We start from the raw sequence: 15,241 nt of genomic DNA, 5'->3' as shown, positions 1-15,241 counted from the left end.
TTCGAGGCGGTCGCCGCCATGGACGACCTGCCCGAGCTCCTCGGCACCGCCGATATCGTCGCCTCGTTCCTGCCGAGCTCCCCCGCGACGCGCGGGCTCGCGGACGCGTCGTTCTTCGACGCCTGCGCACCGGACGCTATCTTCGCGAACGGCGGCCGCGGGGACCTCGTGGACTCCCCCGCCCTCATCGCCGCCCTCGAATCAGGCCATCTCGCCGGAGCGGCCCTCGACGTCACCGACCCCGAGCCGCTGCCGCCAGACAGCCCGCTTTGGGACGCCCCCGGGATCCTCATCACCCCGCACGTATCCGGCGGATTCCACCTCCCGGCGGTCCTCGACAACATCACGGACATCGCCGCTGAGAATATCGGGCACCTGCGGGCCGGCGAGCCCATCCGAAACGCCGTCGCGCGGTAGGCCCCGCGCTCGGGGCGCAGTCCCTACTGCACCGCCTCCTGCTCCAGGTACTCGCGGACCAGCAGCTCGATGAGGACGAGGAGGCGCGCGAAGAAGAACGACGGCTCGGTGTTGCGGTCGTCGAGGGCGTCCTCGTCGTCGGCCACGATGGTGATGTCGCACTCCTGGCGTATGGGGCTCTCGTGGTTGCCGGTGAAAGCGATGGTGCAGATCCCCTCGTCAGCTGCCATGCACACGCGCTTGAGCACGCGCGAGGTCCGCCCCGAACGCGTGACCACGATGAGCGAGTCCGTGCGGTCCAGGTTGTTCTCGAAGATGCTGATGGAGTCGTCCGCCGAGGAGTAGATCACGCGCACACCGAGGCCCAGCAGCTTCTTCGACAGGTACTGCGCCATCAGCGACGAGTAGCCGCAGCCGTAGATGTGGACCGAGCCGCCCACGCGGCGCATCCTCCGCGCAGCCGACGCGATGGCCTCGCGGTTCTGGGGCGAGACATCGAGGTCCAGATGGAAGGGCAGGGAGCGGCCGGCGTCCTTGCCGCCACCCAAGCGCAGCGGCAGCTGATAGCACATATCGATGAAGCCGTCGTAGCCGAGCTTCCGCGCCAGCCGCATCACGGTGGACGTGGAGGTGAAGCACTCGGCCGCGATGGCGCGCACGCCCAGGGAGCGCGTCTCGGCCCCGTGGCCGGCGATGGCACGCAGCACCGTCGCCTCTGCCGGGGTCAGGTGCGCGTCCGCAATCAATTTCGAGAGATCCGCCTGCATGCAACCGCCTATCTCGTATGAGTGAAAAGGCGGGGCCGTGATGGCACCCGCCTTCCCGCATACGATATCGCAATGTGGACCGCAGGGTGGCCGCGGCCCGTTCTCAAGCAGACTGACCACATGCCCCGCACGGGGCAACGGCCGACCCGGAGTTCCTTAGGAGAGCTCCGGCCACCAGCCCTTGTTCGCCTCGATGAGGTCGTCGAGGATCGCCTTGGCCACCGTGGCGGACGGGATCGTCTTGGACAGCGTGAGCGCCTGCCACATCTTGAGGTAGCTCTTCTCGATGTAGGCCTCCACGACGAGCTTCTCGACCGCCAGCTGCTCCTGCATGAGACCGCGCTCGAACGTGGGGATCTCCCCCTGGCAGAGCGCCTCGGGACCATCCGAGCCCACCATGCAGGGAACCTCGACCATCGCGTCGTCATCGAAGTTCGAGATCGCGCCCTTGTTCTCCACGATGCAGAGCATGACCTCGTGCGTGTTGTAGGCGATCGCACGCGCCAGCGAGACGATGAACGAGGCGTGGTTGTCGACGGTGAACTCGCCGCCGGTCGCCGTCCCCTTGCGCACGATCTCGCGCGCCGCGCCGAAGACATCGCGCTCGCGCCCCTCGATCACCTCGTCAGCGCGGGTGTGGTTGGGATCGGAGTGCTCCACCACGTAATCGGGATAGAGGTAGTACTTGAGGTAGGTGTTCGGCAGGAACTGCGGATCCACCGCGACGAGGTCGCGCGCCTTCTTGTGCGTCGCCTGCCAGCTCTCGTCCATGTGCTGCGCGTCGATGGCCGCCTGGGTGAGGTAGCCGTTCTCGCCCACGTACTCAAGCAGCTGGGGCAGGTAGTCCTTCCCGGTGTGGACATCCTTCACGCTCGTCCACCAGCCGAAGTGGTTGAGTCCGAAGTAGCGGACATCGAGGTCGTCATACTCCTTGCCGACGATGTAGGACATGCGCCGACGGGTGCCAACCGGCATGTCGCAGATGTTGATGACCTTGGAGGTGGGCCGGAGCACGCGGCAGGCCTCGGCGACGATCGACGCGGGGTTCGAGTAGTTGAGCATCCAGCAATCGGGCGCGTAGCGCTCCATGTAGTCGATGATCTCGAGCATGCCGGTGATGGAGCGCATGCCGTAGGCGATGCCGCCCGCGCCGCAGGTCTCCTGGCCCACGCAGCCGTGCTTGAGGGGGATGCGCTCGTCCTGCTGGCGCATGGGGTAGCCGCCCACGCGGATATGCGCCATGCAGAAGTCCTTGCCGGTGAACGCCGTCTCGGGGTCCGTGGTGTACGCGAAGGCAACCTCGGGCGCCTCCTCGCGCATGACGATGGCGAGGGCCTCGCCGAGCACCGACTGCCGATCGGGATCGTTGTCGTACAGGGTGATGGACGCCAGGGGGAAATCGGCCTGATGCTGCAGCATCATCTTCACGATGCCGGGCGTGTAGGTGCTGCCGCCCCCTGCGATCACGACGTTGAACTTCCGGTCTCCTGAGGTCATGTGAAACTCCTCCTTGAGATCTATGAACTGCGAACAAGGGCGCGGGTGCGGGCTTTGACCGTACCCGCGCCCCAAACGATGCTTGAGGATGCGGGCGCCCCGCTTACTCCTCGTCCGAGAAACCGAGCTCCACGTCCACGGCAGAGCGCACCTGCCGAACCGTGGGGCCGTAGACCACCTGCACGTTCTCGCCCTTCTTGATCACCGCGAGCGCGCCGGTCCCCTCCTTCAGCTCCTCCTCGGAGGCGAGATCGGGATCCTTCAGGATCAGGCGGAGACGCGTATAGCAGTTGTCAACCTTGACGATGTTCTCCGCTCCGCCGAGTGCCGATACGATCGCCGCCGCGTCGATGCCACCACTCGCCTGCGCGGGCTGTGGGGCCGCCGTGACCGTTGCAGTGCCGGCGCCCTCGAGGGCCACCTTCTGCTGGTAATCGGCCTTCGTGTGCAGCTTCATATCCGCCTCGTCGTCCTCGCGGCCGAGCGTCTTCAGGTTCAGCTTGGTGATGAGGACGCGGAAGACGAGGTAGTAGATCACGAACTCCGCGAGGCCGATCAGGATGTAGATGGGCCAATGGGTCTTCCCGATGCCGAGCGGCAGGTTGTAGATCAGGAAGTCGATGAAGCCGTTGGGGCCGATGGCGCGGCAGCCGAGCACGTTGAAGGCGACCATGCCGAGGCCGTTGAGCACCGCGTGAACGCCGAACAGCAACGGGGCCACGAACAGGAACGAGAACTCGATAGGCTCGGTGACACCGGCGACGAACGAGCAGACCGCGGCCGGAATCAGGATGGCGCGAACCTTGGACCGGTTCTCCGGCTTGGCGCAGTGGTACATGGCGAGGCAGGCGCCGATCAGACCGAACATCTTAGAGATGCCGCGGGCGTCCCACACCACGGAGCTCGACAGGATCGTCGTCGCGGGATCGGCGATCTCCGCATAGTAGATGTTGCGCGCGCCCTCGAAGACCTGGCCGGCGACCTCGGCCGTGCCACCGAGCTTGGTGTAGAGGAACGGGGTGTACACCAGGTGGTGCAGGCCCGTGGGGATGAGCAGGCGCTCAAGGGCGCCGTACAGGAAGATGCCGAAGTTCCCCGCCTGCTGGATGAAGAAGCCGAGGCTGTCGATGCCACCCTGGATGACGGGCCACACGAAGGTGAGGGCCAGCGCCAGCAGGATCGCCGTCGGGATCTCGACGATGAACACGAAGCGGGTGCCGCCGTAGATGGAGAAGGCGTCGTTGAACTCGGTGTCGATGAACCGGTTGTGGATGGCGGCGAAGGTGAGCCCGAGGATGATGCCGAGGAACACGCCCATATCGAGGATCTGGACACCGAGCACGGTCGTCTGGCCGGAGCCGCGCAGGGCGTCCGCCGCCACCAGCATGCCCTGCAGGTCCATGGACTTGTTCATCGCGTTGATGAACACCAGGAAGCCGAGGAGCGCGGTGAAGCCGGAATCAGCCTTCTTTTTCTTCGCCAGGCCGATGGCGATGCCCACGCAGAAGATCAGGCCCAGGTTGGTCAGGATGGCCACGAGCGAACCCGAAAGGATGGAGCCGAATCCCATGGTGATGGGGTTGTTCAGAAACGGGAACGTCTCCTGCAGCGCGGTGTTGGTGAAGACGTTGCCGATCGCGATCAGCAAGCCGGCGATCGGCAGGATGAGAACCGGGATGAACATAGCCTTTGAGAAAGACTGCATCGCGGTCATTGCCTTTTCTCTCACAGATGATCCCCTCCCTAACGGGAACAAACAGCGGTCGGACGGTGCCACGTGACGAACATCGCCGTATTGTAGACAGATATTCATCTGATGATTTAGAGAGGCCTCAAAGAGGTTACCGGTTACCCGCGAACAAAACAGGTGACGCCGCGCGCGGCGATCTCACGGAGCGACGGACCCGGCCGGGGCCGCGGTGGGGCCGCGGGTACTCTGCCTGTGGACACGCGGGCCCGCGCGCGCAAGGGCGTAGCTACATGACGTCACGCACTGGCACCCACCGCCCTGGCGCGGGCCGCGAGCGCAAGAGCACACTACCTACTCGCCGTCTCCTCCCGCGCGACCGGCCCGTTCCTTCCGGATCTGAGCACGGTTGTAGACGAGATGCAGGTACATGGCATCGTGGGCCGCCGTGCCATCGTGCCGCGCGATCGCATCCGCCACCGCCCGGTGGGTCTCGATGGACTCCTCCGCCAGCGCGGCGCGGGTCATGTCGATGAAGAGCGGAACCGACGAGGTGATGACCGGGATGAGCCGCGGGACCACGATGTTCCCCGTGCTCTCGGCGATCAAGCGATGGAACTCAACATCCCGTTCCGCGTACGGCTCGCCGGCGAGGATGAGCCGCTCGATCTCGTCGGCGAGCTCCCCGATGCGCGCCACCTGCTGCTCGCTCGCGTTGGTCGCCGCCATGGAGGCGATGGCGGGTTCGATCAGGAGGCGGACCTCGATCAGGTCGGCGGCGAGCCTCTCCTTGTCCTCGATGAACGAGAAGCCGAGCGGATCCTCGACCACGCCCGGAGTGCCCGAGACGTAGGTGCCCGACCCCTGGCGTATGGTGACGATGTTGCGCGTCGAGAGGAGCTTCATGGCCTCGCGCACCGAGCTGCGCCCGGCTCCGAGCAGCTTCGACAGCTCGGCCTCGTTTGGCAGGCGATCACCCTGGGAGAGCCGGTTTTGTGCGATCAAGTCGATCACCTGATCGGCGAGATCATCGACCAGGCTTTTGGCGCGGTCCGCAGCCATGGGCCCCTCCTATCGTGCAAAGCCGCCGCCCCAGGCGCGCCGGCAGGTCGCCCCCATGATACCGTGCGCCCGTCATCCTCATACGAGTGCTTGCAAATTCATCTGATGATTTTATACTCGGGCTATCTACCCCGCTAGAGAGAGGGCACCGCTATGCCAACCTCACCTGAAACGCCTTCCGCAGCTTGCGGCTTTGGAGCGCCGCTGCGCAGTCAGAAATACCGTGAGCTCTCCCCCGAGCTCGACCCGCTGCGCATCGGCGCGGGCTGGAAGCCGGAGGATCTGTCGAAGCCCCAGGTCATCATCGAATCCACCTTCGGCGACTCGCACCCGGGATCGGCCGGCCTCTTCGAGCTCGTGGAAGCGGTGCGCACCGGCGTCGCCGAGGAGGGCGGCCACGGGGCGCGGTACTTCACCACCGATATCTGCGACGGCGAGGCGCAGGGCCACGACGGGATCAACTACTCCCTGCCCAGCCGCGACGCCATCGCCAACATGATCGAGATCCATGCGAACGCCACCCCCTTCGATGCCGGGGTGTTCGTGGCCAGCTGCGACAAGGGCATGCCGGCGCACCTCATGGCCGTCGGCCGCCTCAACATCCCCAGCGTCGTGGTGACGGGCGGCGTCATGGACGCCGGCCCCGACCTGCTCACCTTGGAGCAGCTCGGTATGTACTCCGCCCAGTACGAGCGCGGCGAGATCAGCCGTGAGCAGCTCGACTACTACAAGCGCAACGCCTGCCCGAGCTGCGGCGCCTGCTCGTTCATGGGCACGGCATCCACGATGCAGATCACCGCGGAGGCGCTCGGCCTCGCACTGCCCGGCACGGCGCTCTTGCCCGCTACGAGCACCGAACTGCGCGAGGCTGCGCTCGAGGCAGGCCGTCAGGCGGTTCGCCTGGCGCGTCGCGGCCTCAAGCCCCGTGACATCGTCACGCGGGAGAGCTTCGAGAACCTCATCATGGTGCATGCCGCCATCTCGGGTTCCACCAACTCGCTTCTGCACATCCCCGCCATCGCCAGGGAATTTGGCATCGAGGTCACGGCAGATGACTTCGACCGCATGCATCGTGGTGCCCGCTACCTGCTGAACATCCGCCCCGCGGGTCAGTGGCCGGCCCAGTTCTTCTACTACGCGGGCGGTGTCCCCGCTGTCATGGAGGAGATCCGTGACGACCTTCACCTGGACGCGATGACGGTGACCGGTAAGACCCTCGGCGAGAACCTCGACGACCTGCGCGCGAGCGGGTACTACGAGGCCTGCCAGCGTCATCTGGACGCGTGGCGCCTCAAGCGCACCGATGTGATCCGCTCGATCGACCACCCGTTTGGAACCGACGGATCCATCGCCATCCTGCGCGGCAACCTCGCGCCCGATGGGGCCGTTGTCAAGCACACCGTGGTGCCCCGCGAGATGTTCCAGGCGGTGCTCCGCGCCCGCCCCTTCGACTGCGAGGAGGATGCGCTCGCCGCGGTGCTCCATCATGAGATCGAGCCGGGCGACGCCGTGTTCATCCGCTACGAGGGCCCCAAGGGCTCGGGCATGCCCGAGATGTTCTACACCACCGAGGCGATCGCCTCCGATCCCGAGCTGGGGGCCTCGATCGCCCTCATCACCGACGGGCGCTTCTCCGGCGCCTCGAAGGGGCCGGCTATCGGGCACGTGAGCCCCGAGGCGGCGACGGGCGGCCCGATCGCCCTCGTTGAGGAGGGGGATCTGATCCAGATCGACATCCCCGCGCGCACCCTCGACATCGTGGGCATCGCCGGGGAACGTCGCACGCCCGCCGAGGTTGACGCGGTGCTCGCCGAGCGGCGCGAGCGGTGGCAGCCCCGCGCCCCGAAGTACGATCACAGCGTGCTCAAGTTCTACACCGAGCACGCTGTCTCGGCGATCGACGGCGGGTACATGGCGTAGCGCCGGCGAGGAAGATCGTGCAAGTGATGGGGCAAAACGTCATCTCGACGCGGCTGCGAGGGCATTTTGCCAGGAAGCACCGTCGAAAGTAGGTTTCTATCATCAACCTGCATTAGGGGTGCCTCAACCCCGGGTCCGACGGCCAGACGCAAGGCCGAGGATCCAACCGCATGCCCGACCGGGGATCCCCCGCGCGTCCAGCCGTGCGTATCGGCGGTGTGAGCGACACCTTGCAGCTCTAGGGGATCCCCCACGCGTCCAGCCGTGCGTATCGGCGGTGTGAGCGACACCTTGCAGCTCTAGGGGATCCCCCACGCGTCCAGCCGTGCGCGGAAAACGTCATCTCAAGGCGGTTTCAGAGGCGATCTGCATAAGCAGACGGTCTCGAGTATGTTTTCAAGCCCGCTTGAACCAACGGCGCGGAGCGATAGGTGTCGAGGCGCGAGAACGCGGGCCGTCGGTGCCGAGGTTCGGCACATGATCCCGCAGCTCCTGAGAAGCGGGGGCTCATACCTGAGACGCAGGAAAGCCTCTGCATGCACGGTTTTTGCAGTCGAAATGCCGAATGCCCTCTGAATGCACGGTTTTCAGCTGAAACGCTGCCGTACCAGCCATGCAGCACCCTCATTACCTGGTGTTTCGTTGCTCGCACGGACGCGACCTGCAAGATGTCCCCTGGATGCCTGTGCATTCAGAGGACATCCTGCGGAACGGCCGCGGCGCCCGTGCATCCGGGGACATCCTACAGAGCTATCCCCGCACACGTGTTTCCAAGGGGACCTACCGCGCTGGGCAGCCCCCTGCATCCATGCATGCAGGAGCGGCCTCACCTGCCGGCCGAGTGAGTCGCCGTCATTGATGCCTGCATCCATGCATTCAGGGACAACCTGCAAAAGAGTACCGGCATTCGGGCTGCGCTCCGAATGCCGGTGTCGGGCCACGCCCACGTCGAACCTGTGCACCACCTGGAGCCGCTACTTTGCGCCCTCCTCATCGGGGAGCTCGAGCACGCGATCGTCGATCAGGCTCTGGTACCAACGCGCCGACTTCTTGAGGCGACGTGTGCGCTGCTCGTCCAGCTCGATGCGCACGAGACCGTATCGGTTCTTGAAGGCGTTCATGGGGCTCACATTATCCGTAAATGCCCAGAGCATATAGCCCTCGCAGCTCGAACCGTCCTCCACGGCCTTCAGAAGCCAGCGGAGGTGCTGGGCGATGAACTCGATCCGGTAATCATCTTGGACCACGCCCTGCTCATTCATGAAACGCTCTTCGCCCTCGATGCCCATGCCGTTCTCAGAGACGATCCAGGGGATGTTCCCGTAATGCTCCTTGAGGTACATGGCCATGTCGTACATGACCTTCGGGTAGATTTCCCAACCACGGGATTTGTTCATCGCCCGGCCCGGCAGATCGAAGCCTTCGTAAAACATCTCGGGATGGAAGGGGGTCTGCGGGTTCCAGGCATACCGGGGCGCGCGGACGCGCTTCGGGTAGTACTGGTTCACGCCGAGGAAGTCGACGGTGCCCTGCTTGATGATCTCCAGATCCCCGTCGGCCGGGTCGACCCATACGCCGTGCTCCCGGCAGATGCCAATCAATTCCTGAGGATAAGCGCCTTTCACCATGGGATCGAAGAACACCCGGTTGAAGAACAGATCGTACATGTGGCGCGCACGCTGGTCCTCGGGCGACGAGGACCTGGCGTAGGCCATCTCGGGGTTCAGAACGCAGCCGATACGCCCCTCGTAGCCTCCCTCGTGGAACGCCTTGACCGCGAAGGCACTGGCGAGGGCCTTGTGGTAGTTCCAGATCATCCACTTCTTCGTGTTCTGCTCATGCGGCCAGCGAACGGCATCGAGGTAGCAGCGCGTCTGCGGCACGATGGGCTCGTTGAACGTGAACCATTGGTGAACACGGTCTCCATAACGCTCAAACGCGATCTTTGCGTACGCCGCATACAGGTCCACCACCTCGCGTGAGGACCAGCCATCGTACGCATCAGTCAGGGCCTGGGGCAGCTCATAGTGCTCCAGGCAGAGCATCGGCTCAACGCCGGCCTCGACCAGGGCGTTCACCACATCATCGATATGCTGCGCGTACTCCTCGTCAACCACGAGGTTCACATGGTCGGTGAAGAAACGCGCCCAGTTGATGGACGTGCGGTACGCACCGAGATGGATCTCCCTCATGAGATCGACATCCTGCTGGTAGTTCTCCATGAAATTGGTGGCGACCGCGGGCCCGTACCCCTCATGCCACACATTCGGCTCGTTCTTGTACCAACTGTCCAGATACGAGTCCTGGCCGTCCTTCTTCCCCTTCCAGCCCTCCGTCTGCCATGCAGACGAGGCGGCGCCGATCAGGAAGTTTGCCGGGATGTCGATCTTCATATCGTGAGCTCCCTTTTCTCGCATGTGCCCCAATGAGGTGATGGGCCGCGCAGCACACAGCCCACCACCTGCGCTCGATTACGCCTCGGACGCCTCCGCATCCTCGCCATACGAGACAACCTGCTGACGGTTTGAGATCTTTACGAACGGCAGATAGATCAGGATCGAGACGACTATGCACACAAGCTGTGTGGCCACCGCGCCAAGATCTCCCGCCGTCGCAAGCCAGGCGCTCAGGATGGGCGGCGTGGGCCACGGGATGTACACGACGGCGCGGGCCGCGAAGCCGACTGCTGTGGCAAAGTAGCCGATGGTGCCCGTGATGAGCGGCGTGATGATGAACGGGATGGCGAGGATGGGATTCAGCATGATGGGCATGCCGAAGACCACCGGCTCGTTGATGTTGAAGATGCCGCATGGAGCCGAGAGCTTGGCGATGGCCTTCTGATCCTCGCGCTTGCTGATCAGGAAGATGGCGATGAGCAGCCCCAGGGTGCATCCCGAGCCGCCGAAACTCATGTACATGTCCCAGAACGGCATCGTGATGATGTTGGGGAGCGCATGCCCCGAGGCGAACGCATCGGCGTTTGCGGTGATGGCGGCGATCAGAAGCGGCTCGCGGATGGGCTTGATCATCTGGTTGCCGTGGATACCGATAACCCAGAAGACCTGGGCCACGAACATCAGCAGGAGGATGCCGGGCAGGCCCTGCACGACGTTCATGAGCGGCTGCTGAACGACTGCGTAGATGACGTCGTACAGATACATGCCGGTCAGGGCGTGGAACGCAAAGCCGATCGTCGCGAACACGGCGACGGTGATGGCGCCGGGGAACAGGGACGAGAAGCTGCGGGACACGTTCGGCGGAACGGTGTCGGGCATCTGGAAGTTGAGCGCGCGGCTCTTGCAGAGCCAGCAGTAGAGCTCGACGGCCGCGATGGCGATGATCATGCCGAGGAACAGGCCCTTCGTGTCCGTGTACTGCTTGGCGAGCACATTCTGGACGAGCATGGACGCACCGGAATCATCGGTGGCGAGGTACGTGCTGGGGTTCACCGCCAGATAGGACATGACGGCGACGATGCCCGGGAAGAACCCCTCCTTCTCGTTCAGCTTGCCCAACTCGAGACCCATGAGAAAGACCACGTAGATGGTTAGGAAGCTCAGGGTCACGTAGCTGACGGCCGTGGCGATGGGCTTCAGCTCGGCCAGGAAGGCCAGCGGCCCGAACTGCGCCAGACCGGTCTGGGTGTCAAACACCATGGTGCCGAACAGTGTGCCGAACGCGCCGCAGATGATAACCGGGATCAGCGCGTAGAAAGCGTTTTTGATCACGATGATGTAGCGCCAGCCGTTGACCTTGTCCGCCACACCTCCCAAGGCGCCGGTGAGCTTATCCATAAGTGCTTCCATGCGTTTTCTCCTTCCGAGAACAGGTACGAGCGAACAAGGGTGCAGGCTCGTTATGACAACTTGGTTCGCCTCATCGCAAGAGGCTATTCAGATTCGCTTGAGTCTTGGATATCCAAGCGCTTCTCAAGCCGGTCGATGCGCTCATACAAGGCGATGAACTCGGTTGACAGGATACCGAAGGCCTCGGCGCTCATAAGCTGATCCTCGGCATGGGTGAGCAGGAGGCCCATCTCCGTGCGCTCGCCACCCGCCTCGGCCTGAACGAGCGCCGTGTGCGCGTCATGGCCTCCCAGGAAGCTCTCACCCCCCTCGTCGACCAGCGCCCGGGCCCGGTCGAAGTTACCGGCCTTCGCCTCTTGTATCGCCTCGATATAGGAGCTGCGCGCCATACCGACCGAGGCGATGATCTCGAAGCTCACACGCGCTAACTCATCGAAGCTAGTCATCGAGGACCTCCCGCACATGCTTGAGCAGTGCGGCCCCGTCCATACGCCCATACACCATGGGATCGATGGCCTCCACCGGGCAGGAGAGCTGCTTGGAGAGCTTGTTGACCTGGAAGCGGACCTGTGGACCAAGCAGCACGATATCCGCGTCGGCACCGGCCTCCGCCGCCGTGCGGACGGGGTCGGCCTCGATGGAGCATTCGTAGCCCTGCTCCTTCGCCGCATCACGCATCTTGTTCACCAGCAGGCTCGTTGACATTCCTGCCGAGCACAGCAACACGATCTTCCTCATTTGCCTTCTCCTTCTACTTCCGAACCGATATGTTCAAACACCTTCAAGAGCCGGTCGAATCGTTGATCCGCCAGAAGTTCCCCTATCGCCCGCTCATCGCTGAACAGGCGCGCGAGGCGCTCATAGAAGTCTTTGGGTGGGTCCACATCCCGCGCGATCGAGACCAGGAACACGGCCTGCACCGGATGGGATCCCCAGTCGATCGGCTCGTCGAGCAAACCGACGCACACGAAGGTCCGCACACTTGCCGGCGTGATGGGATGCGGCATGGCGACCAGATCCCCAAATGCCGTGGGAGCCAGGTGCTCGCGCTCGTAGACGAGCTCGAGGAAATTCTCATCAAGGTCCTCAAATGCCGAGATGCGCTTGCACATCTCGGCAAGCAGGTCCTCTTTCGAATCTGAGCGTAAGTGCGGAAAGAAGAGTTCGGATGTGAATCCTGACAGCGCGGAGCTGGTGAACTTGCCACCCTGCAGCAGCGCGTGCACGTCCTCACGCTCATCTCGGGACAGGAAGAAACCAACCTCGCGCACCGGCACCGGCAGGACGCGCTTGATGGGGACGGTGGTGAACACGTAATCGATACCGGTGAAATCCATGCGGTCGAGCTGCGCCAGGTCGTATGCGATCACCTTGTCGAGGTATGCGCCGAACTCCTTGCGGTACTGATACTCGAGCAGCCGTGCGCTACCCATACCGGAGGCGCACACCACCACGATGCTCTTCTTGGAGGGCTCGGCGCGACGGCGCTCAAGGGCGAGCGCCAGGGCCATCGCGATATAACCCACCTCGTCCTCGCTCATGGAGGCCCCATAGGCGTCAACCAAGACCGTTGCCGACTCCAGCGCCATGGAATACGCCAGGGGGAAGCGGCGCTTTATATCTGATAGGAGCGGATTGGTCAGGCTCATGTGGTAGCGCAGTCGGACCGAGAGCGGCACGATGTGACGGGCCAGGTTCATGCGCAGCTCGAGGTCACCGCGAAAATCGAAGTGGAAGGTGCTGTTCACAACCTCGAGCATGCGGGAGACCACATTCCACACCTCATCGGAGATGGCGGTATCGGCCTCCCCCTCCATCGGGGCGTCTATGATCTGCTTCCCCATGAGGTGGATGGCGATGTATGCGATCTCCTCATCGGGCAACTCGATGTCAAAAGCCTCGTTGATGAGGCGGGCGATGTGGCCGGCGACCGCATATTCCCGGTCGGAGCGCACCTTGTCGAGCCGCTCCCGATCGAACGGAATGCTGTTCCCCGCGCGGAGTCGAAGGACGGCGACCCCGATATGGACAAGGAGGTTCTGATACGCCACGGAGTTGATGCCGAAGCTCTCGGCACGAAGGGCCTCGTCCACGCAGTGCGACACGCGGTCCAGCATGAGGTCAGTGGCCTCGCCTCCACCGGTGATGAGGTTCATGGTCGTGTTCGCAAGGCAGATGCGCCGCTTGAGCTCAGATCCGACGACGCGGATCCCGTAATGCGGCCTACGCTCGAGCGTCAGACCGAACCGGGTGAGGACCCCCTCGACCTCCTTGAGGTTCGCCGAGATGGTGCGAGGTGAGACGAACAGGATCTCTGCCAGCTTGCCCGAGGTGATCCAGTCGGTCCGCGAGAGCAGGTCGTCAAGCAGGTAACTCACGCGCTCGTCGTTGGATTGCGGCAGCGCGCGCGTGTAACCGGTTTCAAAGCCAACTTCCCAGGTACGCAGGGCGTCCTCGTCGTCAACCACGAGCGAGTACCCGCGGTTGCTGTGGTTGGCGATGTGCACGATTCCCGTGAGCGTCGCATTGGCGCGACGCACGTAGGTGCGGATAGAGCGCTCGGTCACGCCGAAGTGGTGCGCAAGTGCCTCAGACGGGACATCGTCGCCGTGCCGGAGGATCCGTATGAGTTCGCGGGTGCGTGCTTCCATCTCGCGCTCCTTTCATCTTGTAACCTATCATCTGATGATTCACCATTCCATGTCGGTCTCTTCCAGCGATTTGGAAATGGATTGCAAGAAAGTTATCGGATGAAAATCGCGGGGGATAAACGAAGTAAGGCTAGGGCGCATGCAAGGGATCATGGTGATGTGAACGGCTTCCGATGGCGAAGAGCCTTTCATCAACACAACAGGGCCCGCCCCTCTTCACGAGGGGCGGGCCCTGCTCCTATGGCTGTGAGGGGCGCTACAGGAAGATGCTGTCGAGGTGATCGCGAGCATCCTCCTGGTCGAGCACCCAGACCCCGTCCTGGCGCTCGAATTGGAGCCGGCCGTACCAGCCCCACGGCTCAAGGTCCTCAGCAAGCGTTTCGATGAACATCGTCTGGATCGTAGCCTTCTGCTCATCGGTGAGCTGCGGGATTTTCTTGAGAAGCACGTTGTATGACGAGCCGAACTGATCCTTGAGATAGGCTTCGGCCTTGCTTTGGAAGCTCGTGAACATGTTCAGCTCGCTATGCGCGGACGTGCTCACGTACACACCGGCAGATGCTCCTTCCGCCTGAGCCCCATCGCGCCAATCGACGTACGAAACCTCGTGCGTGAAACCGTCGAGCTGCCAAGCCAGGAAGTCGTCGGCGCTGAGCCCCAGCTCCTCTGTGGTGTACCCGAGGAAGATGCGCGCACGGTCGTCAAACTGGACGAGCCGGTCGTCGAGGAAGGCCTGATCACCTGGGAGCTCTTCGAAAAACGAGGCGACGGCAGCCTCAACCTGCTGTTGATCATGTGCCTCGCTGGCGCGTGCATCGGCCTCGTCATCGTCGTCGTCAGACCAGAGGATCTTCGGGCCCGCCGAGGTGATACTCGACGAACCGGAGCCCATCAGGTCCGCAATGATTTCGAAGCCCCCAAACCACATCCCAAACAGGAGGAGGGGGAGCAGAAGCATCTGGAATGCCGTGAAGAGAAAGCCGATGCTGCTCCTGGCGCGGCGAAGGCCTTTCGAAACGCCATCCAGATCAACGCTGCGCTGCCGTGCCGGCCGCTCGAACCACCGTGGTTTCCGCAGCTCCTCAGGCTGATAGGCCCCCATGCCCTCCACCGGGGGCCGCTCGCCCTGCCGGGAGCGAGAGCGCTCCTCGGCCTCTCCGGAGGTGATCGGGGAACGTTGATCCTCCGGATCCTCCGCCTGCTGCCCCTCCGTGGAGGCTGGGGCCCCGGGACGCTGAGCCCTAGTCTCCCGCTCAGCATGAAAGGCGGCGTTATCCCGCGGTGCCTCGTAGAAATCGCGCGCCTTGCGCGGGGCGTCGTAGCCCGTGTGGCCGCCGACCTCCCCCAGCTCCTCCGCGCCATCAGCTCCCGGCATGACCGGCTCGTCTGCGTTGAACGGATCGATGGTGGAATGCCGGCGCGCCATGATGCCTC

12 protein-coding genes are annotated in these 15,241 nt (G+C 63.7%); 2 read left to right on the top strand and 10 right to left on the bottom strand.

The window, feature by feature from the left end; translation table 11 throughout:
* Nucleotides 1-417 (top strand): NAD(P)-dependent oxidoreductase (locus tag CAP13_RS07450; protein ID WP_281249003.1); only part of this gene is annotated, 417 nt, incomplete at its 5' end.
* A gap of 23 nt (nt 418-440) precedes the next feature.
* Here the strand turns inward: CAP13_RS07450 and CAP13_RS07445 are convergent.
* The 4 genes from CAP13_RS07445 to CAP13_RS07430 form a co-directional block, all read right to left on the bottom strand.
* Nucleotides 441-1,184 (bottom strand): MurR/RpiR family transcriptional regulator, encoded by a 744-nt coding sequence (locus tag CAP13_RS07445; RefSeq protein WP_085830978.1) that lies wholly within the window; start codon nt 1,182-1,184, stop codon nt 441-443.
* 156 nt (nt 1,185-1,340) lie between these two features.
* The gene (locus CAP13_RS07440) at nt 1,341-2,681 is read right to left on the bottom strand and encodes a 6-phospho-alpha-glucosidase (RefSeq protein ID WP_085830977.1); all 1,341 of its coding nucleotides are present in this window, start codon (nt 2,679-2,681) and stop codon (nt 1,341-1,343) included.
* Nucleotides 2,682-2,784: 103 nt separating this feature from the next.
* Complete coding sequence (locus CAP13_RS07435; RefSeq protein ID WP_218775328.1) at nt 2,785-4,365, bottom strand: PTS transporter subunit EIIC; 1,581 nt, start codon at nt 4,363-4,365, stop codon at nt 2,785-2,787.
* A gap of 357 nt (nt 4,366-4,722) precedes the next feature.
* The gene (locus tag CAP13_RS07430; protein ID WP_085830975.1) at nt 4,723-5,430 is read right to left on the bottom strand and encodes a FadR/GntR family transcriptional regulator; all 708 of its coding nucleotides are present in this window, start codon (nt 5,428-5,430) and stop codon (nt 4,723-4,725) included.
* Between the two features lie 153 nt (nt 5,431-5,583).
* Between CAP13_RS07430 and ilvD the strand changes: the two genes are divergently transcribed.
* Entirely contained in the window at nt 5,584-7,350 is a 1,767-nt protein-coding gene (gene ilvD, locus CAP13_RS07425) for a dihydroxy-acid dehydratase (protein WP_085830974.1), read from the top strand.
* A gap of 974 nt (nt 7,351-8,324) precedes the next feature.
* On the opposite strand, the gene CAP13_RS07420 is transcribed toward ilvD, so the two are convergent.
* From CAP13_RS07420 to CAP13_RS07395, 6 genes are all read right to left on the bottom strand, one after another.
* Nucleotides 8,325-9,743: a glycoside hydrolase family 1 protein gene (locus CAP13_RS07420; protein ID WP_085830973.1), complete on the bottom strand. Its 1,419-nt coding sequence runs from the start codon at nt 9,741-9,743 to the stop codon at nt 8,325-8,327.
* A 78-nt stretch (nt 9,744-9,821) separates the two neighbouring features.
* Entirely contained in the window at nt 9,822-11,156 is a 1,335-nt protein-coding gene (locus CAP13_RS07415) for a PTS sugar transporter subunit IIC (protein WP_085830972.1), read from the bottom strand.
* Between the two features lie 83 nt (nt 11,157-11,239).
* Nucleotides 11,240-11,602, bottom strand: coding sequence for a PTS sugar transporter subunit IIA (locus CAP13_RS07410; protein ID WP_085830971.1), 363 nt, complete (start codon nt 11,600-11,602; stop codon nt 11,240-11,242).
* Nucleotides 11,595-11,894, bottom strand: coding sequence for a PTS sugar transporter subunit IIB (locus CAP13_RS07405; RefSeq protein ID WP_085830970.1), 300 nt, complete (start codon nt 11,892-11,894; stop codon nt 11,595-11,597). The genes CAP13_RS07410 and CAP13_RS07405 overlap by 8 nt, the downstream gene beginning before the upstream one ends.
* Entirely contained in the window at nt 11,891-13,807 is a 1,917-nt protein-coding gene (locus tag CAP13_RS07400) for a BglG family transcription antiterminator (protein WP_085830969.1), read from the bottom strand. The genes CAP13_RS07405 and CAP13_RS07400 overlap by 4 nt, the downstream gene beginning before the upstream one ends.
* 256 nt (nt 13,808-14,063) lie before the next feature.
* Nucleotides 14,064-15,233 carry a hypothetical protein gene (locus CAP13_RS07395; RefSeq protein WP_085830968.1) on the bottom strand — a complete coding sequence of 390 codons (1,170 nt, stop codon included), beginning with the start codon at nt 15,231-15,233 and terminating at the stop codon, nt 14,064-14,066.
* Between the last annotated feature and the right edge of the window lie 8 nt (nt 15,234-15,241).

Origin of the sequence: Collinsella vaginalis (assembly GCF_900176655.1) — a bacterium.
Lineage (GTDB): Bacteria > Actinomycetota > Coriobacteriia > Coriobacteriales > Coriobacteriaceae > Collinsella > Collinsella vaginalis.
The sequence above is the reverse complement of the archived record's forward strand: the minus strand, read 5'-3'. Positions and strand labels throughout refer to the sequence as shown.